The organism is Streptomyces sp. NPDC021100 (genome assembly GCF_044333095.1).
GTDB lineage: Bacteria > Actinomycetota > Actinomycetes > Streptomycetales > Streptomycetaceae > Streptomyces.
In genome coordinates, this window is the sequence record NZ_JBIRQH010000014.1 from 122,672 (window position 1) to 140,132 (window position 17,461).

The 17,461-nt window shown below is 73.2% G+C and carries 17 protein-coding genes; 13 read left to right on the forward strand and 4 right to left on the reverse strand.

The window, feature by feature from the left end; genetic code table 11:
* Window positions 1-22: 22 nt before the first annotated feature.
* Window positions 23-652 (forward strand): DJ-1/PfpI family protein, encoded by a 630-nt coding sequence (locus ACH4PU_RS24030; protein ID WP_398275599.1) that lies wholly within the window; start codon window positions 23-25, stop codon window positions 650-652.
* Window positions 653-752: 100 nt separating this feature from the next.
* On the opposite strand, the gene ACH4PU_RS24035 is transcribed toward ACH4PU_RS24030, so the two are convergent.
* Entirely contained in the window at window positions 753-1,535 is a 783-nt protein-coding gene (locus ACH4PU_RS24035; RefSeq protein ID WP_398275602.1) for an enoyl-CoA hydratase/isomerase family protein, read from the reverse strand.
* 256 nt (window positions 1,536-1,791) lie between these two features.
* Here ACH4PU_RS24035 and ACH4PU_RS24040 point away from each other — a divergent pair, with 256 nt between their 5' ends.
* Complete coding sequence (locus tag ACH4PU_RS24040) at window positions 1,792-2,346, forward strand: ATP-binding protein (RefSeq protein ID WP_398275818.1); 555 nt, start codon at window positions 1,792-1,794, stop codon at window positions 2,344-2,346.
* On the opposite strand, the gene idi is transcribed toward ACH4PU_RS24040, so the two are convergent.
* The 3 genes from idi to galE all read right to left on the reverse strand — a co-directional run bounded on the left by idi (window position 2,321) and on the right by galE (window position 5,119).
* Window positions 2,321-2,932 (reverse strand): isopentenyl-diphosphate Delta-isomerase, encoded by a 612-nt coding sequence (gene idi / locus ACH4PU_RS24045; protein ID WP_398275605.1) that lies wholly within the window; start codon window positions 2,930-2,932, stop codon window positions 2,321-2,323. The two genes, ACH4PU_RS24040 and idi, sit on opposite strands and share 26 nt — an antisense overlap.
* Window positions 2,933-3,035: 103 nt before the next feature.
* On the reverse strand, window positions 3,036-3,977 hold the full coding sequence (locus ACH4PU_RS24050) for a cation diffusion facilitator family transporter (protein ID WP_398275608.1): 942 nt from the start codon (window positions 3,975-3,977) through the stop codon (window positions 3,036-3,038).
* A gap of 155 nt (window positions 3,978-4,132) precedes the next feature.
* Window positions 4,133-5,119, reverse strand: a complete 987-nt coding sequence (gene galE, locus ACH4PU_RS24055) for a UDP-glucose 4-epimerase GalE (protein ID WP_398275611.1) — start codon at window positions 5,117-5,119, stop codon at window positions 4,133-4,135.
* 265 nt (window positions 5,120-5,384) lie between these two features.
* Between galE and ACH4PU_RS24060 the strand changes: the two genes are divergently transcribed.
* From ACH4PU_RS24060 to ACH4PU_RS24110, 11 genes are all read left to right on the forward strand, one after another.
* Window positions 5,385-7,211: a DUF5941 domain-containing protein gene (locus ACH4PU_RS24060; RefSeq protein ID WP_398275821.1), complete on the forward strand. Its 1,827-nt coding sequence runs from the start codon at window positions 5,385-5,387 to the stop codon at window positions 7,209-7,211.
* Window positions 7,208-7,945 carry a sugar phosphate nucleotidyltransferase gene (locus tag ACH4PU_RS24065; protein WP_398275614.1) on the forward strand — a complete coding sequence of 246 codons (738 nt, stop codon included), beginning with the start codon at window positions 7,208-7,210 and terminating at the stop codon, window positions 7,943-7,945. The genes ACH4PU_RS24060 and ACH4PU_RS24065 overlap by 4 nt, the downstream gene beginning before the upstream one ends.
* Complete coding sequence (locus ACH4PU_RS24070; protein ID WP_398275617.1) at window positions 7,933-8,994, forward strand: iron-containing alcohol dehydrogenase family protein; 1,062 nt, start codon at window positions 7,933-7,935, stop codon at window positions 8,992-8,994. The genes ACH4PU_RS24065 and ACH4PU_RS24070 overlap by 13 nt, the downstream gene beginning before the upstream one ends.
* Window positions 8,972-9,751, forward strand: coding sequence for a CDP-alcohol phosphatidyltransferase family protein (locus ACH4PU_RS24075; protein ID WP_398275620.1), 780 nt, complete (start codon window positions 8,972-8,974; stop codon window positions 9,749-9,751). Before ACH4PU_RS24070 ends, ACH4PU_RS24075 begins: the two co-directional genes overlap by 23 nt.
* Entirely contained in the window at window positions 9,748-10,644 is an 897-nt protein-coding gene (locus tag ACH4PU_RS24080; RefSeq protein WP_185943393.1) for a glycosyltransferase family 2 protein, read from the forward strand. The genes ACH4PU_RS24075 and ACH4PU_RS24080 overlap by 4 nt, the downstream gene beginning before the upstream one ends.
* Window positions 10,645-10,722: 78 nt before the next feature.
* Window positions 10,723-11,667: an ABC transporter permease gene (locus ACH4PU_RS24085; protein WP_398275624.1), complete on the forward strand. Its 945-nt coding sequence runs from the start codon at window positions 10,723-10,725 to the stop codon at window positions 11,665-11,667.
* A complete protein-coding gene (locus tag ACH4PU_RS24090; RefSeq protein WP_398275627.1) occupies window positions 11,660-12,448 on the forward strand; it encodes an ABC transporter ATP-binding protein in 789 nt (262 codons plus the stop codon). Before ACH4PU_RS24085 ends, ACH4PU_RS24090 begins: the two co-directional genes overlap by 8 nt.
* Window positions 12,449-12,843: 395 nt before the next feature.
* The gene (gene hpnC / locus ACH4PU_RS24095; RefSeq protein ID WP_398275630.1) at window positions 12,844-13,743 is read left to right on the forward strand and encodes a squalene synthase HpnC; all 900 of its coding nucleotides are present in this window, start codon (window positions 12,844-12,846) and stop codon (window positions 13,741-13,743) included.
* On the forward strand, window positions 13,740-14,690 hold the full coding sequence (gene hpnD / locus ACH4PU_RS24100) for a presqualene diphosphate synthase HpnD (RefSeq protein ID WP_398275633.1): 951 nt from the start codon (window positions 13,740-13,742) through the stop codon (window positions 14,688-14,690). Before hpnC ends, hpnD begins: the two co-directional genes overlap by 4 nt.
* 103 nt (window positions 14,691-14,793) lie before the next feature.
* A complete protein-coding gene (gene hpnE, locus ACH4PU_RS24105; RefSeq protein WP_398275636.1) occupies window positions 14,794-16,242 on the forward strand; it encodes a hydroxysqualene dehydroxylase HpnE in 1,449 nt (482 codons plus the stop codon).
* Window positions 16,243-16,312: 70 nt separating this feature from the next.
* On the forward strand, window positions 16,313-17,377 hold the full coding sequence (locus tag ACH4PU_RS24110; RefSeq protein WP_398275639.1) for a polyprenyl synthetase family protein: 1,065 nt from the start codon (window positions 16,313-16,315) through the stop codon (window positions 17,375-17,377).
* Window positions 17,378-17,461: the final 84 nt, after the last annotated feature.

A 17,461-nucleotide genomic window follows, 5' to 3' on the forward strand; every position in this document is an offset into this window, starting at 1 on the left:
AAACCCACTCGAAAGGCCACCCGTGCGGATCGCCATCCTCCTCTTCCCCGGTTTCACCGTCCTCGACGTCACCGGCCCCTACGAGATCCTGAGCCGGCTCCCCGGCGCCGAGGCGGTCCTCGTCGCCGAGCGGCGCGGGCCCGTGCGCGACGACCGGGACATGCTCGCCCTGGTCGCCGACGCCGTGTTCGACGAGGTCACCGACCCCGACGTGATCGTCGTGCCGGGCGGCCCCGAGGCCAACCTCCCCCTGGAACCCGGTCCCGTGCACGACTGGCTGCGCACGGCGGACCGGCACACGCGCTGGACCACGTCGGTGTGCACCGGCGCGCTGATCCTCGGGGCGGCCGGGCTGCTGACGGGCCGCCGGGCCACGGGCCACTGGCTCTCGCGGCCGCAGCTCGCCGGGTACGGCGCCGAGCCGTCCGACGAGCGGGTGGTGACCGACGGCAAGTACGTGACGGCCGCCGGCGTCTCCGCCGGGATCGACATGGGCCTGACCCTGGCGGGCCGGCTGGCGGACGACCGCACGGCGCAGTCGATCCAGCTGATCGTCGAGTACGACCCCCGGCCGCCGTACTCGGCGGGGTCGGTCCACTCGGCCCCCGCCGAGCTCGTGACCGAGTGGAAGCGGGTGCGCGGCAAGGAGTGACGGGTCGTCAACCTCGGGACGGCCGCCCGCCTTCCGGCGCGACGTCAGCCTCCCGGCGGGACGTCGGTCCTCCGTCCGGGCGCCGGACTGCCGCGAGGCGTCACTCCCCGTTCCGAGCGGCCGGGGCCGGCACGTTCCAGGTGAACCGCGGCTCCCTGCGCTCCAGGAACGCCGTGACCCCCTCGGTCAGGTCGGCGCCGGCGTGCCCGAGCTCCGCCCAGTGGGCCACGCGCTCCGCCGGCACCGGCCCGGGCCGGGTGAACTCCTTCGCCGCGGCCTGGGTGAGCTGGGAGCGGGAGGCGAGCAGCCGGGCGAACCCGGCGACGCGGGCGTCCAGTTCGTCCGGTGCCCACACCTCGTCCACCAGGCCGGTGCGCAACGCCCGTTCAGTGCCGATGAGTTCGGCGGAGTACAGCAGGTACCGGGCGGCCGCCGGGCCGACCAGGCCGGTGAGCCGGCGGGTGGACGAGGCCGCGTAGACGACGCCCAGCCGGGCCGGGGTGACGCCGAAGAGGGCGCCCTCGGCGGCGAACCGGAGGTCGCAGGCGACGGCGAGCTGGCAGCCGCCGCCGACGCAGTGGCCGCGCACGGCCGCGAGCGTCGGTTTGGGGAAGGCCGCCAGCGCCTCCTCGGCGGCGACGGCCAGGTCGCGCGGGTCGCCCTCGCCGCCCGCGGTGAGGGAGGCGATGTCGGCGCCCGCGCAGAAGGTGTCGCCCTCGCCGGTCAGTACCAGGACCCGGACGCCCGGGTCCGCGGCGCAGCGCTCCAGCAGCGGGGGGAGCGCCCGCCACATGGCGGGTGTCATGGCGTTCCGCTTGGCGGGGTGGGCGATGCGGATCGTCGCCGTGCCGCCGGCGATGTCCAGGTGCAGTGCGGGCTCCATGTGACGGATGCTAACCGGACGGCCGGGGGTGGTCCGCCGGGGAACGCTCGTGAGTGCGGGCGAAGCGACCTGGTCGGGAGCGTTCCGCGAACGACGATCAGGGCAGCCAGGAACAGTCGCGAGAGTGACTGCGGCATACGCACGCGATCAAATAGCGTCGATTGACGGCGACTTCTGATCAGCTGTCCGCGCGGACTGTGGTCTTCCCAACACTCGTCGTGTGCGGTGGAGCCACGGCGAGGGGTTGGTATCGGACATGGAGATCGTCGGGAGCGTCCCGCCCGAGCCGGGCCAGGCCCCGCCGCCCGCGGCGCCCCGCGAGCCGGCCGGCCCTGCCGGCCGCCCCGCCCGGCAGGGCTGCTGGCGGTTCACCGCCCCCGCGCTCCCCACCTCGGTGCCCCGGGCCCGGCACGGCGTCGCCGACCTGATGCGCCGTCAGAAGGTGCCGCTCGCCGCCGATCTGCTGGACGGCCTGCTGCTGATCGTCTCCGAGCTGGTCACCAACGCCGTCCAGCACGCCGCGCTGCTCTCCCCGGAGCTCACCGTCGAGGTCTCCGTCGGCCCGGCGGAGGTGCGGGTGGCCGTCGAGGACGGTCACCCCTACCGGCCCCGCCCGCTGGTCCCCGACGAGGAGCGGATCGGCGGCCGGGGGCTGCTGCTGGTGCAGGCCGTGGTGGACGAGGCCGGCGGCAGCTACGACGTCGAGCACACCGCGGGCGGCGGCAAGGTCGTCTGGGCCGTCCTGCCCCTCGCCGCCGCGCCCGCCCCTCCCCGCCCCGTCGGCCCTACCAGCCCGCCCCGGCCCCGATGACCTCGCGGACGGCCGGCCGCGCCGTGTCCAGCACCGTCATGAACCACGCCGAGAACGTCACCTCGGACATCAGCTTCTCCAGCTCGGCGGGGGTCACATAGGCGTACTCCTCCACCTCCTCCGGGTCCGGCTCCGGGGTGGCCCGCACGGTGCCGACGAAGAGGTGGTTGTACTCCTGCTCCACCAGCCCCGACAGCGGGTCCGGGTGGTTGTAGCGCACCGTGCCCGCCGCCCGCAGCAGCTCGGGGGCCACGCCCAGCTCCTCGGCCGTGCGCCGGGCCGCCGCCACGAAGGGGAGCTCGCCGGGGTACGGGTGCCCGCAGCAGGTGTTGGACCACACGCCGGGGGAGTGGTACTTGCCCAGCGCCCGGCGCTGGAGCAGCAGCCGCCCCTGTTCGTCGAAGAGGAAGACCGAGAAGGCGCGGTGCAGCCGGCCGGGGGCGAGGTGCGCGGAGACCTTCTCGGCGGTCCCGATGGTTCTGCCGTCCTCGTCGACCAGCTCCAGCATGATCGGTTCAGCGGCTTCGGGGGAGGCGGGGGCCGCGGCGGAATCGGCGGAGCGGCCCTCGGCTGATGTGATCGGCATTGACCATCCTCGGGTGTCGGTCTTGGCCCTCAAGTCTGCCCCACGGCGACCCGGGCGGAACGCGGGGACCCGGGGCAGGCGGAAGCACGCGGACGGGCGCGGATCAGTGGCAGAGCCGCGCCTCGCGCTCCGCGTACCCTCCCGGTTCCAGCTGGAAGGTGCAGTGCTCGACGGCGAAGTGCTCCCCGAGGCAGCCCTGGAGGTCCCGCAGCATCCGCTCGTGCCCGGCCGCGTCCAGCGCCGCCCGGTCCACCACCACGTGCGCCGACAGCACCGGCATCCCCGAGGTGATCGTCCAGACGTGCAGGTCGTGCAGGCCCGTCACCCCCGGCAGCGCCGTGATGTGCGCCCGCACCTCGTCCATGTCCACGTCCCGGGGCGCGGCCTCCAGCAGCACGTCCAGCGCCTCGCGCAGCAGCTTCAGCGTCCGGGGCACGATCATCAGCCCGATCAGCAGCGAGGCCACCGGGTCCGCCCGGGTCCAGCCCGTTGCCATGATCACCAGGGCGGAGATCACCACCGCCAGTGACCCCAGCGCGTCCGAGAGGACCTCCAGGAACGCCCCGCGCACGTTGAGGCTCTCCTTCTGCCCGCGCATCAGCAGGGACAGCGAGATCAGGTTGGCGACCACGCCCACCAGACCGAAGACCACCGTCGTTCCGCCCGGCACCTCCGTCGGCGCGGTCAGCCGCTGGACCGCCTCGAAGAGGATGTAGCCGCCGACGCCGAGCAGCAGCAGGCAGTTCAGCAACGCCGCCAGGATCTCGGCGCGCGCGTAGCCGTAGGTGCGCCGGCCGCCGCTCGGCCGGTTGGCGAAGTGGATCGCGACCAGCGCCATCCCGACGCCCACCGCGTCCGTCGCCATGTGGCCGGCGTCGGCCAGCAGCGCCAGCGAACCGGTCAGCATCGTGCCGGCGATCTCCGCCACCAGCACCGCGAGCGTGATGCCCAGGGCGATCCGCAGCCGCCCCCGGTAGGCCGCCGCCGCGGTGCCGGTCGGCGGGGAACCGCCGTGCGCGTGGCCGTGGTCGTGCCCTGCACCCATGAACGCCGCCTCCCGCGTACCGGTCCCCGGCGGCGGGGTGCCGCCCGGCTCCTCAGTGAACTACGGGCGGGGGGCCCTGGGCAACGCGACACCGAACACCGTTGTCATCCCCGCTGACCTGCGAGGATTCCACCGGTTCGAGGGACGTCCCGGGTTCAGTCGGCGGACGCGTCCGGGTGGCGCAGCCGCCAGCCCTCCCAGGCCGAGACGACCATGCTCCGCACGTCGTGGCGCGGGCTCCAGCCGAGCGTCCCGGTGATCAGGTCGTTGGCGGCGACCACCCGGGCCGGGTCGCCCGGACGGCGCGGGCCCACCTCGGGCGTCAGCCCCGGGCGGCCGCTGACCTCGCCGATCAGGTCCGCCATCTCCCGGACGGACACCCCGCGGCCGGTGCCCACGTTCAGCGTCAGGCCGCCCGGCTCCGGCCGCTCCGCCAGCCGGCGGGCCGCGGCCAGGTGCGCGGTGGCCAGGTCCTCGATGTGGATGTAGTCGCGGACGCAGGTGCCGTCCGGGGTCGCGTAGTCGTCCCCGAAGATCCGCGGGCGCTCACCCCGGGTGATCCGGTCGAACATCATCGGGATGATGTTGAACACACCGGTGTCCGCCAGCTCCGGCCGGGCCGCGCCCGCCACGTTGAAGTAGCGGAGGCAGGCGGTCGACAGGCCGTGCGCGGCGCCCACGGCCCGGACCAGCCACTCGCCGGCCAGCTTGGTCTCCCCGTAGGGGTTGATCGGCAGGCACGGCGTCGCCTCGGTGACCAGGTCGACGTCCGGCATCCCGTAGACGGCCGCGGAGGAGGAGAAGACGAAGCTCCGCACACCCGCCGCGACGACGGCCTCCAGCAGCACGGTCAGCCCGTGCACGTTCTCCCGGTAGTACAGCAGCGGCCGCTCGACCGACTCCCCGACCTGCTTCTTGGCCGCGAGGTGCACCACACCGGTCACCCCGTGCTCCTTCAGCGCGCGGTCGACGGCCTCCCGGTCCAGGACCGAGCCGCGCACCAGAGGGACGCCCTCGGGCAGCCGCGCCGCGTCACCGCTGGACAGGTCGTCCAGGACGGCCACCCGCTCGCCGGCCTCCGTCATCGCCCGCGCCACATGGGCCCCGATGTACCCGGCCCCACCTGTGATCAGCCACGTCATGACGGCACCCTAGACCAGTCCGGGCACCCCGCCGCCCCGCGCCGGGCCGGGTCCGGACGGGCCGGGAACCACGGCGGCGCCCCGGACGTCCTCCTCGTGAGGCCCGGGCCGCCGCACCCGGCGGTGAACGGCGGCTTCCAGTGATCCGATAGCCTCTGCCGACGTGCCGCTCGCCACCGACGCCGGGGCCCCCGCGCGGCACCACCGCTGCCCGGACACCTGCGGACCCGAGGCGGCCAGGCACGCTTCCAAGGAGTGAGTTCGTCTGTCGACCGCCATCCTCACCGGTTTGCCGCCCGTCGGCTCCTCCCTGGAGGGCGACCTGCGGTCCCTGGGCTTCGACGTGCGCGTGGCGGCCGACGCCGCCGAGGTGTCCGCCGTCCTGGCGGCCGCCCCGGCCCACGCCCGGCTCGCCCTCGTCGACCACCGCTTCGTCGGGCACCTCCACAGCCTCCGGCTCGCGCTGACCGACCCCCGCTTCCCCGCCGCCGCGGTGCACGGCGCCCTCACGGTGCAGCCCGAGGCCCGGGCCGCGCTGGGCGATGTCGTCGCGCTCGCCGACGGGCGGCACCGGGTGGGCGCCTACGCCGGCATCCCGGCCGCGCCGGCCTCTCCGCTCGACGTCCTGCCGGACGCCCTGGCCGCCGGTCTGGAGGCGCACGGCGTCGCCGTGCACCGCCCCGAGCTGGGCGTCCTCGTCGCCGACGTCCCCCCGGACGCCCCGGCCCGGGCGCACGCCGAGGCGGCCGTCGCGGCCACCGACGACGAGGCCGTGCGGCTGCGGAACGCCGTGAAGTCCCGCGACGGGTTCTTCACCACCTTCTGCATCAGCCCATACTCGCGTTACATCGCCCGCTGGTGCGCCCGGCGCGGATTCACCCCTAATCAGGTGACGACCGCCTCGCTGCTGACGGCGCTGATCGCGGCGGGCTGCGCGGCGACCGGCACCCGCCCCGGGTTCGTCGCCGCCGGCCTGCTGCTGCTCTTCTCGTTCGTGCTCGACTGCACCGACGGCCAGCTCGCCCGCTACTCGCTCCAGTACTCGACGCTCGGCGCCTGGCTCGACGCCACCTTCGACCGGGCCAAGGAGTACGCCTACTACGCGGGCCTGGCGCTGGGTGCCGCCCGCGGCGGTGAGGACGTGTGGGCGCTGGCGCTCGGCGCGATGGTCCTCCAGACCTGCCGGCACGTGGTGGACTTCGCGTTCAACGAGGCCAACCACGACGCCACGGCGAACACCAGCCCGACCGCGGCGCTCTCCGGGAAGCTGGACAGCGTCGGCTGGACGGTCTGGGCCCGCCGCATGATCATCCTGCCGATCGGCGAGCGCTGGGCGCTGATAGCCGTCCTCACCGCGCTCACCACGCCGCGCGTCGTCTTCATCGTGCTCCTGATCGGCTGCGCCTTCGCCGCCTGCTACACCACCGCGGGCCGCGTCCTGCGCTCGGTGACCCGCAAGGCCCGCCGCACCGACCGCGCCGCCCGGGCGCTGTACGAGCTCACCGACTCCGGCCCGATCGCCGAGACCGTCTCCCGGCTCACCCGCGTCAAGGGCGCCGTGACCGTCCCGCTGCTGGGCCTCCTCGGCACCGCCGCGCTGCTGGTCCCGCTGCTGGTCAAGCCCTTCGGCAGCCCCCTGGGTGTCGCGGGTGCCGCGGTCTACGCGATCCTCACCGGCCTCGCGGTCTCCAGCCCCCTCAAGGGTCCCCTCGACTGGCTGCTCCCGCCCGTCCTCCGGGCCGCCGAATACCTGGCGATCCTGATCCTGGCCGCGCGTTCGGACGTCGACGGAGCGCTTCCCGCGGCGTTCGGACTGGTCGCCGCGGTCGCCTACCATCACTACGACACGGTGTACCGCATCCGCGGCGGCACCGGCGCGCCCCCGCACTGGCTGGTCCGGATGATCGGCGGCCACGAGGGACGGGCCCTGGCGGTCACCGTCGCCGCCGTCCTGTGGCAGGGCCAAGGCTTCACGATCGCGCTGACGGTCCTCGCGGCCGGCATCGCCCTGGCGGTGCTCATCGAGAGCATCCGCTTCTGGGTGTCCTCCGGGGCGCCCGCAGTACACGACGAAACAGGAGAACCCGCATGATCGGCCTCGTGCTGGCAGCCGGCGCCGGACGCCGTCTGCGCCCCTACACCGACACCCTTCCGAAGGCCCTGGTGCCGGTCGACGGCGAGACCACCGTCCTCGACCTCACCCTGGCCAACTTCGCGGAGGTCGGTCTGACCGAGGTCGCGATCGTCGTCGGTTACCGCAAGGAGGCCGTGTACGCGCGGCAGGCGGCGCTGGAGGAGAAGTACGGCCTCAAGCTCACCCTGATCGACAACGACAAGGCCGAGGAGTGGAACAACGCCTACTCCCTGTGGTGCGCCCGTGAGGTCCTCGGCCGCGGCGTGATCCTCGCCAACGGCGACACCGTGCACCCGGTCTCCGTCGAGAAGACCCTGCTCGACGCCCGCGGCAACGGCCAGAAGATCATCCTCGCCCTCGACACGGTGAAGAACCTCGCCGACGAGGAGATGAAGGTCATCGTGGGCCCCGAGAAGGGCGTCCAGCGCATCACCAAGCTGATGGACCCGGCCACCGCGACCGGCGAGTACATCGGCGTCACCCTGATCGAGGCCGAGGCCGGCGCCGAGCTCGCCGACGCCCTCAAGGTCACCTTCGAGAAGGACCCCGACCTCTACTACGAGGACGGCTACCAGGAGCTGGTCAACCGCGGCTTCAAGATCGACGTGGCCCCCATCGGCGACATCAAGTGGGTCGAGATCGACAACCACGACGACCTCGCCAAGGGCCGGGAGATCGCGTGCCAGTACTGACGAGGCTCATCCCCTCGCCGGTCGTCGTCGACATCCGGGCCGGGGCCCTGGACGATCTCGCCATGGTCCTCGCGGACCAGCGGATCTCCAGCTCCGGCAAGCTCGCCGTCGCGATCAGCGGCGGCTCCGGGGCGGCGCTGCGCAAGCGGCTCGCCCCGGCGCTGCCCGGCGCCACCTGGTACGAGGTCGGCGGCGGCACCCTCGACGACGCCATCAAGCTGGCCGACGCCATGAAGTCGGGCCACTACGACGCCGTCGTGGGCCTGGGCGGCGGCAAGATCATCGACTGTGCGAAGTTCGCCGCCGCGCGCATCGGCCTGCCGCTGGTCGCCGTGGCCACGAACCTCTCCCACGACGGTCTCTGCTCGCCGGTCGCCACCCTCGACAACGACGCGGGCCGCGGCTCGTACGGCGTGCCCAACCCCATCGCCGTCGTCATCGACCTCGACGTCATCCGCCAGGCCCCCGGCCGCTACGTCCGCTCGGGCATCGGCGACGCCATCTCCAACATCTCCGCCGTCGCGGACTGGGAGCTGGCCAACCGGGTGCGCGGCGAGGCCATCGACGGCCTGGCCGCCGCGCTGGCCCGGCAGGCCGGTGAGGCCGTGCTGCGCCACCCCGGCAACGTCGACGACGACGGGTTCCTCCAGGTGCTCGCCGAGGGCCTGGTGCTCACCGGCATCTCGATGTCCGTGGCCGGCGACAGCCGCCCGGCCTCCGGCGCCTGCCACGAGATCAACCACGCCTTCGACCTGCTCTTCCCCAAGCGCGCCGCCCCGCACGGCGAGCAGTGCGGCCTCGGCGCCGCCTTCGCCATGCACCTCCGCGGTGCCCGCGAGGAGTCCGCGCTGATGGTCGAGGCCCTGCGCCGGCACGACCTGCCCGTGCTCCCCGGCGACATCGGGTTCACCGAGGACGAGTTCGTCCGCGCCGTGGAGTTCGCTCCGCAGACCCGGCCCGGGCGGTACACCATCCTGGAACACCTCGCCCTCACCACCGACCAGATCAGGGACGCATACGCCGACTATGCAGAAACCGTCAGTCGCTGAACTCCGGCCGGTCGTCCACCCCGCGGGGGTGAAGGACCGGCGCAGCGGTGAGCACTGGGCCGGCCGCCTGTACATGCGGGAGATCTCGCTGCGGGTGGACCGCCACCTGGTGAACACCCGTGTGACGCCCAACCAGCTCACCTACCTGATGACCGTCGCGGGCGTTCTCGCGGCCCCGGCCCTGCTGGTGCCCGGGATCGCGGGCGCCGTGCTCGGCGCCGTCGCCGTCCAGCTCTACCTGCTGCTGGACTGCGTCGACGGCGAGATCGCCCGCTGGAAGAAGCAGTACTCGATGTCCGGGGTCTACCTGGACCGGGTCGGCGCCTACCTGTGCGACGCCGCCGTCCTCCTCGGCCTCGGCCTGCGCGCCGCCGACCTCTGGGGCGGCGGCCGCATCGACTGGCTGTGGGCCTTCCTCGGCACGCTCGCCGCGCTCGGCGCCGTCCTGATCAAGGCGGAGACCGACCTCGTCGGCGTCGCCCGCCATCAGAACGGCATGCCGCCGGTCAAGGAGGCCGCGGCCGAGCCGCGTTCCTCCGGCATGGCCCTGGCCCGCAAGGCCGCCGCGGCACTGCAGTTCCACCGGCTGATCCTTGGCATCGAGGCGTCGCTGCTGATCGTGCTCCTCGCGATCCTGGACCAGGCCCGGGGCGACCTCTTCTTCACCCGCCTCGGCACCGCCGTCCTCGCCGGCATCGCCGTCCTGCAGACGCTGCTGCACCTCGTGTCCATCCTCGCCTCCAGCAGGCTGCGATGAGCGCCCGGGGCCTGAAGGTCGGCGCGGTCGTCCTCACCATGGGCAACCGCCCCGCCGAGCTGCGCGCGCTGCTGGAGTCGGTCGCCAAGCAGGACGGCGACCCGATCGAGGTCGTCATCGTGGGCAACGGCGCGCCGCTGCCCGAGGTGCACGTCCCCGGGCTGTCGGTGCGGACCGTCGAGCTGCCCGAGAACGTGGGCATCCCGGCCGGCCGCAACGTCGGCATCGAGGCGTTCGGCCCGGCGGGGCGCGACGTCGACGTCCTCCTCTTCCTGGACGACGACGGCCTGCTGCCCAACCAGGACACGGCGGAGCTCTGCCGCCGCGCGTTCGAGGCCGACCCGAAGCTGGGCATCATCAGCTTCCGGATCGCCGATCCGGACACCGGTGTCACCCAGCGCCGGCACGTCCCCCGGCTGCGCGCCTCGGACCCGATGCGCTCCTCCCGGGTGACCACCTTCCTGGGCGGCGCCAACGCGGCCCGCACCCGGGTGTTCGCCGACGCGGGCTGCCTGCCGGACGAGTTCTTCTACGCGCACGAGGAGACCGACCTCGCCTGGCGGGCCCTCGACGCGGGCTGGATGATCGACTACCGGGCGGACATGGTCCTGCACCACCCGACCACCGCCCCCAGCCGGCACGCGGTCTACCACCGCATGGTGGCCCGCAACCGGGTCTGGCTGGCCCGCCGCAACCTGCCGGCCCTCCTCGTCCCGGTCTACCTCGGGGTGTGGATGCTGCTCACCCTGGCCAGGAAGCCCTCGATGCCGGCGCTCCGCGCCTGGTTCGGCGGTTTCAAGGAGGGCTGGACGACGCCGTGCGGTCCGCGCCGGCCCATGAAGTGGCGTACCGTGTGGCGCCTGACCCGGCTGGGTCGCCCGCCGGTGATCTGACAAGCTCTTGTCTGAGAGCATCGGGCGCTGCCGGGGGCCCGTCCCCGGCAGCGCACCTTGAGGACGAAAGTGTCAACAGTGAGCGAGACAACGCACGGCAGTGCGGTCGCCATGAGTGCTGCACCATCACCCGACGCCGGACTGTCGGCCGCCGAGCTGGCCAGGAAGTACGGCCTGTCGGTCAGCGGCGCCCGCCCGTCGCTGCCGGAGTACTCCCGGCAGCTGTGGGACCGGCGGCACTTCATCCTTGCCTTCTCCCGGGCCAAGATGACGGCCCAGTACAGCAAGGCCAAGCTGGGGCAGCTCTGGCACGTGGCCACGCCCCTGCTGAACGCCATGGTCTATCTGCTGATCTTCGGCTTGCTGATGCAGCAGAGCAAGGGCATGGGGATGGGCACCTACATCCCCTTCCTGGTGACCGGCGTGTTCGTCTTCACCTTCACCCAGAGCTCGGCCCTCTCCGGGGTCCGGGCCATCTCGGGCAACCTGGGGCTGGTGCGCGCCCTGCACTTCCCACGGGCCGCGCTGCCGATCTCCTTCGCACTGCAGCAGCTCCAGCAGCTGCTGTTCTCGATGTGCGTGGTCTTTGTGTTCCTGATCGGTTTCGGTCATATGCCGGCGCTGTCCTGGCTGCTGATCGTGCCGGTGCTGGTGCTGCAGTTCGTCTTCAACACCGGCCTGTCGCTGGTCCTGGCCCGGCTGGGCAGCAAGACCCCGGACCTGGCCCAGCTCCTGCCGTTCATCCTGCGGACGTGGCTGTACGCGTCCGGTGTGATGTACAACATGGTCGAGGCGCTGAAGAAGGCGCACGCGCCCGGCTGGCTCGTCGACGTGCTGAGCGCCAACCCGGCCGCGGTCTACATCGACCTGATGCGGTCGTCGCTGATCACCAGTCACGCGGCGAGCAAGCACATCACGCTGCCCTCGCACGTGTGGCTGCTGGCGGTCGGCTGGGCCGTCCTCGTCGGCCTCGGGGGCTTCGTGTACTTCTGGAAGGCTGAGGAGCAGTACGGCCGTGGCTGAGCAGAGCACCGCCCCCGACGGGGCCCCTATCCCCACCGTGATCGCGGACGACGTGCACATCGTCTACCGCGTCTACGGCGGCAACACCGGCCGGGGCAGCGCCACCGCCGCGCTCAACCGGATCGTCAAGCGCTCCCCGGGCGCCGGGGTGCGCGAGGTGCACGCCGTCAAGGGGGTGAGCTTCACCGCGTACCGCGGCCAGGCCATCGGCCTCATCGGCTCCAACGGCTCGGGCAAGTCCACGCTGCTGAAGGCCATCGCCGGGCTGCTGCCCACCGAGCGCGGCAAGGTCTACACCGACGGCCAGCCGTCCCTGCTGGGCGTCAACGCCGCGATGATGAACGACCTCACCGGCGAGCGGAACGTCATCCTCGGCGGTCTCGCGATGGGCATGACCCACGAGGAGATCCGCGAGCGCTACCAGGACATCGTCGACTTCTCGGGCATCAACGAGAAGGGCGACTTCATCACACTGCCGATGCGGACGTACTCGTCCGGCATGGCGGCCCGGCTGCGCTTCTCCATCGCCGCGGCGAAGAAGCACGACGTGCTGATGATCGACGAGGCGCTGGCCACCGGTGACCGGTCCTTCCAGAAGCGCTCGGAGGCGCGGGTGCGCGAGCTGCGCCAGGAGGCCGGCACGGTCTTCCTGGTCAGCCACAACAACCGCTCGATCCGGGACACGTGCGACCGGGTCCTCTGGCTGGAACGCGGCGAGCTGCTGATGGACGGGCCCACGGACGAGGTCGTCCGGGCCTATGAGAAGGAGACCGCCCGCTGAGGGCGGAATCGGGCCTCCCGCCGCGATCGCGCGGCGGGAGGCCCGTCTCCGTTTCCGTGTCGGAAAATGACATGGACGCGCATATTGACTGGGACGGGTCCGGCAAGGCGTGGCATTGTATGGATCAAGCACGGACCTCGGCGAAGACCGCGTGCTTGTACGGCGTACGCTGTAGCGTGCTGTGCCAGGGAGGCGCCCGGCGGTGCCGGGCACCGGGGGCGTTTCAGGGGCGGCTCACGGGGGAGCGGGGCAGGAGGCCGCGCTGCGGCGTGTCCGAAATAGGATGTTCTGGGTCGGCAGTGTAGAACGGGAGATGTGACGGCGATGGCTGTGATGGCTGCGGGGCCTCTCCAGATCAGAGGCGCATACGCCGTCTGTGGTCCGGGCAGCCCGCGATGACCGCGGGGACGGACGCGCACGCGCGTGCCGTGCTCGACAAGGCCGCGCACGAGAACTTCCCGGTCGCGCCGTTCTTCCTGCCGCGCGCCCGGCGTGACGACCTGATGGCGATCTACGGGTACGCGCGGCTGGTCGACGACATCGGCGACGGCGACGTGGCCCCCGGCGGGCGCGACGCCGAGCTGCTGGGCCTCGACCGCGAGCAGGCGGACGACCGGCTCGCGATGCTCGACGCCTTCGAGGCCGACCTGCGGCGGGTCTTCGCCGCCCACGGCACGGGCCCGCGCCATCCGCTGCTGCGGCGGATCCGGCCGATGGTCCGCCGGCACGGCCTCACCCCGGAGCCCTTCCTGGGCCTGATCGAGGCCAACCGGATGGACCAGCGGGTGCGCCGCTACGCCACCTACGACGACCTGGTCGCCTACTGCGAGCTGTCGGCGAACCCCGTCGGACGGCTCGTCCTCGGGGTCACCGGCACGGCCAGCCCCGAGCGGATCCGCCGCTCGGACGCGGTCTGCACGGCGCTCCAGATCGTCGAGCACCTCCAGGACGTGGCCGAGGACCTGGCACGTGACAGGATCTACCTCCCGGCCGAGGACATGGACCGATTCCGGGTGAGTGAGGCCGACCTCGCGCGGCCCAGTGCGGGCGCGTCGGTGCGCGCCCTGGTCGCGTTCGAGGCGGAACGCGCCCGGTGCCTGCTGAATGAAGGGACCCCCCTGGTGGGTAGCGTCCACGGCAGGCTGAAGCTGTTGCTCGCGGGGTTCGTGGGCGGGGGGAGGGCCGCGCTCCGGGCGGTCGCCGCCGCGGGACACGACGTACTCCCCGGACCGCCCAAGCCCACCAAGCTCAGCCTGCTGCGCGAGGTGGGGGCGACACTGCGAAGAGAGGGGTGAGCGGGACCGTGATCGGAACGCCACACGCGTCCGCACCGGTACTCGCCGCGTACAGCTACTGCGAGGCCGTCACCGGACAGCAGGCCGGCAACTTCAGCTATGGGATCAGGCTGCTGCCCACCGCCAAGCGGCGGGCCATGTCGGCGCTCTACGCCTTCTCCCGGCGGGTCGACGACATCGGGGACGGGCCGCTGGACATCGAGTCCAAGCGGCTCCGGCTGGAGGAGACGCGCGCCGTACTGGACCGGATAAGGGACGGCGGCGTCGAGGAGGACGACACCGACCCGGTGGCCGTCGCCCTGGCGCACGCCGCGCGGCGCTTTCCCATTCCGCTCGGCGCGCTCGACGAACTGATCGACGGCGTTCAGATGGACGTTCGCGGCGAGACCTACGAGACCTGGGACGACCTGGCGGTGTACTGCCGCTGTGTCGCGGGGTCGATCGGACGGCTCTCGCTCGGCGTGTTCGGCACCGTGCCCGGCGCGCGGGATGCCGAACGCGCCCCCGAGTACGCCAATACGCTGGGGCTGGCGCTCCAGCTCACCAACATCCTGCGTGACGTCCGGGAGGACGCGGCCAACGGCCGTACCTACCTCCCCTCCGACGACCTCGCCAAGTTCGGCTGCTCGGCCGGGTTCGGCTCCGCCGTCCCGCCGGAGGGCGCCGACTTCACCGGCCTGGTGGCCTTCGAGGTCCGGCGCGCCCGCGCGCTGTTCGCCGAGGGCATGCGGCTGCTGCCGATGCTCGACCGGCGCAGCGGTGCCTGCGTCGCCGCGATGTCCGGCATCTACCGCCGGCTGCTCGACCGCATCGCCGAGACCCCGCAGGCCGTGCTGCGCGGCCGGGTCTCGCTGCCCGGCCGGGAGAAGGCCCTGGTGGCAGTCCGCGGGCTGTCCGGTTACGACGCGCGCAGCGTCCACCGGCAGACCGCCAGGGGGCGCGCTTGATGAGCCCCGCCCGCGGCGGCGGGCCGGACGCGCGCCGGCCACTTGCGGGCGCAACCTCCGACGGCGCGGACGCGTCCCTGACAGCAGCCAGAAGGGTGGGAGCATGACGGAGACGGACGCACCCGCCGTACCCGCCGGCCGGTCGGGCCGCCCCGACGGGTCGGCCGCCGTGGTGGTCGGCGGCGGGCTCGCCGGGGTCACCGCGGCGCTCGAACTCGCCGCCGCCGGGCTCCGGGTCACGCTGCTGGAGGGCCGCCCCCGGCTGGGCGGCCTCGCCTTCTCGTTCCGGCGCGGGGAGCTGACCGTCGACAACGGCCAGCACGTCTTCCTGCGCTGCTGCACCGCCTACCGCTGGTTCCTCGACCGGATCGACGCGGGCCACCTCGCCACCGTGCAGGACCGCCTCGACGTCCCCGTCCTGGACGTCGGCCACCGCTCCGGACGCCCGCGGCTGGGCCGGCTGCGCCGGGCCGCGCTGCCGGTCCCGCTGCACCTGGCCGCCAGCCTGGCCACGTACCCGCACCTGTCGTTCGCCGAGCGGATGAGCGTCGGGCGCGCCGCGCTGGCGCTGCGCGGGCTCGACCCCGCCGACCCGGCGCTGGACGACGTCGACTTCGCCACCTGGCTGCACCGCCACGGGCAGTCGGCCCGTACCGTCGAGGCGCTGTGGGACCTGGTGGGCGTCGCCACGCTGAACGCCACCGCCGACCAGGCGTCGCTGGGGCTGGCCGCCAAGGTCTTCAAGACCGGGCTGCTCTCCGAGCCCGGCGCCGCCGACATCGGCTGGGCGGGCGTCCCGCTGGGCGAGCTGCACGACACCCGGGCCCGCGCCGCGCTGGACAAGGCCGGAGTGCGGGTCGCGCTGCGCACCCGCGTCACCGGGCTCACCCGGGCCGACGGCGGCGGCTGGCGGGTGGAGGCCGAGAGCGGTCCCGGCACCGGTGAGCGGCTGGACGCCGACGCCGTGGTGCTCGCCGTCCCGCAGCGCGAGACGCACGCGCTGCTGCCGGACGGCGCGCTGCCCGACGCCGGGCGGCTGCTGGAGATCGGCACCGCGCCGATCCTCAACCTGCATGTGATTTATGATCGCAAAGTCCTGCGGCAGCCGTTCTTCACGGCGCTCGGGTCTCCCGTGCAGTGGGTCTTCGACCGGACACACTCCTCCGGGCTGGCGGACCGCAGCGCGACCGGGCAGTACCTGGCGGTCTCCCAGTCGGCCGCGCAGGACGACATCGAGCGCCCGGTCGCCGAGCTGCGGGCGCGCTACCTGCCCGAGCTGGAGCGGCTGCTGCCGGCCGCCCGCGGCGCCGGCGTGCGGGACTTCTTCGTGACCCGGGAGCGGACAGCGACGTTCGCCCCCACACCGGGCGTCGGCCGGCTGCGGCCGGGCGCCCGGACCGACGCGCCCGGCCTGTTCCTGGCCGGCGCGTGGACCGCAACCGGCTGGCCCGCGACCATGGAGGGCGCCGTGCGCAGTGGTCTCAGCGCCGCCGACGCGGCCCTCTCCGGGCTCGGCCGGACCTATCGCAGCCCCGTGCGGGAGGCGGTATGACCCAGCGAGCCCTCCAGGCGCCCGCCCCCCGAACGGGGCGCGCGTGAGCACGATCACCAGAGGAGAGACCGTGACTTCGGCGATCCCAGCCTGCGATACCGGCGACGTCAGCGCCCTGTTGGAGCGCGGACGGACGCTCGCCGCGCCGGTGTTGCGTGCCGCCGTCAACCGGCTCGCGGCACCGATGGACACCGTGGCCGCCTACCACTTCGGCTGGATCGACGTCGACGGGCGGCCGACGGACGCCGACAGCGGCAAGGCCGTCCGCCCCGCCCTGGCCCTGCTCTCGGCCGAGGCCGCCGGCGCCGCCCCGGAGACGGGCGTGCCGGGGGCGGTGGCCGTGGAGCTCGTGCACAACTTCTCGCTGCTGCACGACGACCTGATGGACGGCGACGAGCAGCGCCGGCACCGCGACACCGTCTGGAAGGTGCACGGCCCGGCGCAGGCCATCCTCGTCGGCGACGCTCTCTTCGCGCTCGCGAACGAGGTGTTGCTGGAGCTGGGCACGGCCGAGGCCGGCCGGGCCACCCGCCGGCTGACCACCGCGACCCGCAAGCTCATCGACGGCCAGGCCCAGGACATCTCCTACGAGCACCGCGAGCGGGTCACCGTGGCGGAGTGCCTGGAGATGGAGGGCAACAAGACCGGCGCCCTGCTGGCCTGCGCCGCCTCCATCGGCGCGGTGCTCGGCGGCGCCGACGACCGCACGGCCGACGTCCTGGAGGCGTACGGCTACCACATGGGCCTGGCCTTCCAGGCGGTCGACGACCTGCTCGGCATCTGGGGCGACCCGGAGGCCACCGGTAAACAGACCTGGAGCGATCTGCGGCAGCGCAAGAAGTCGCTGCCGGTCGTGGCCGCCCTGGCGGCGGGCGGGCCGGCCTCCGAGCGGCTCGCGACCATCCTGGCCGAGGACGCCAAGCTGACGGATTCCCAGCTCGCCGACTTCGACGAGGAAGAATTCGCCAGCCGCGCGGCGTTGATCGAGGAGGCCGGCGGCCGGGAGTGGACCTCCCAGGAGGCCCGCCGGCAGCACGCGACGGCGATCGAGGCGCTGGACGGAGTTGACATCCCGTCAGAGATCCGGGCCCGTCTCGTCGCGCTGTCGGACTTCGTTGTAGTACGAAAGAGATGATGAGTATTCACCCGAACTAGCCATCGCGGTCGCCGGCCGGTGCGCTGCTCGCGTCGGTCGACGGAAACCCCAGGTACGGCAGTA

Bases quoted from the DNA above. Each gene is read 5' to 3' on its own strand.
- ACH4PU_RS24065 (WP_398275614.1), top strand. From the start codon at position 7,208: ATGATCGGCCTCGTGCTGGCAGCCGGCGCCGGACGCCGTCTGCGCCCC.
- hpnC (WP_398275630.1), top strand. From the start codon at position 12,844: ATGACCGCGGGGACGGACGCGCACGCGCGTGCCGTGCTCGACAAGGCC.
- idi (WP_398275605.1), bottom strand. From the start codon at position 2,932: ATGCCGATCACATCAGCCGAGGGCCGCTCCGCCGATTCCGCCGCGGCC.
- ACH4PU_RS24080 (WP_185943393.1), top strand. From the start codon at position 9,748: ATGAGCGCCCGGGGCCTGAAGGTCGGCGCGGTCGTCCTCACCATGGGC.
- ACH4PU_RS24035 (WP_398275602.1), bottom strand. From the start codon at position 1,535: ATGGAGCCCGCACTGCACCTGGACATCGCCGGCGGCACGGCGACGATC.
- ACH4PU_RS24050 (WP_398275608.1), bottom strand. From the start codon at position 3,977: ATGGGTGCAGGGCACGACCACGGCCACGCGCACGGCGGTTCCCCGCCG.
- hpnE (WP_398275636.1), top strand. From the start codon at position 14,794: ATGACGGAGACGGACGCACCCGCCGTACCCGCCGGCCGGTCGGGCCGC.
- ACH4PU_RS24075 (WP_398275620.1), top strand. From the start codon at position 8,972: ATGCAGAAACCGTCAGTCGCTGAACTCCGGCCGGTCGTCCACCCCGCG.
- ACH4PU_RS24040 (WP_398275818.1), top strand. From the start codon at position 1,792: ATGGAGATCGTCGGGAGCGTCCCGCCCGAGCCGGGCCAGGCCCCGCCG.
- galE (WP_398275611.1), bottom strand. From the start codon at position 5,119: ATGACGTGGCTGATCACAGGTGGGGCCGGGTACATCGGGGCCCATGTG.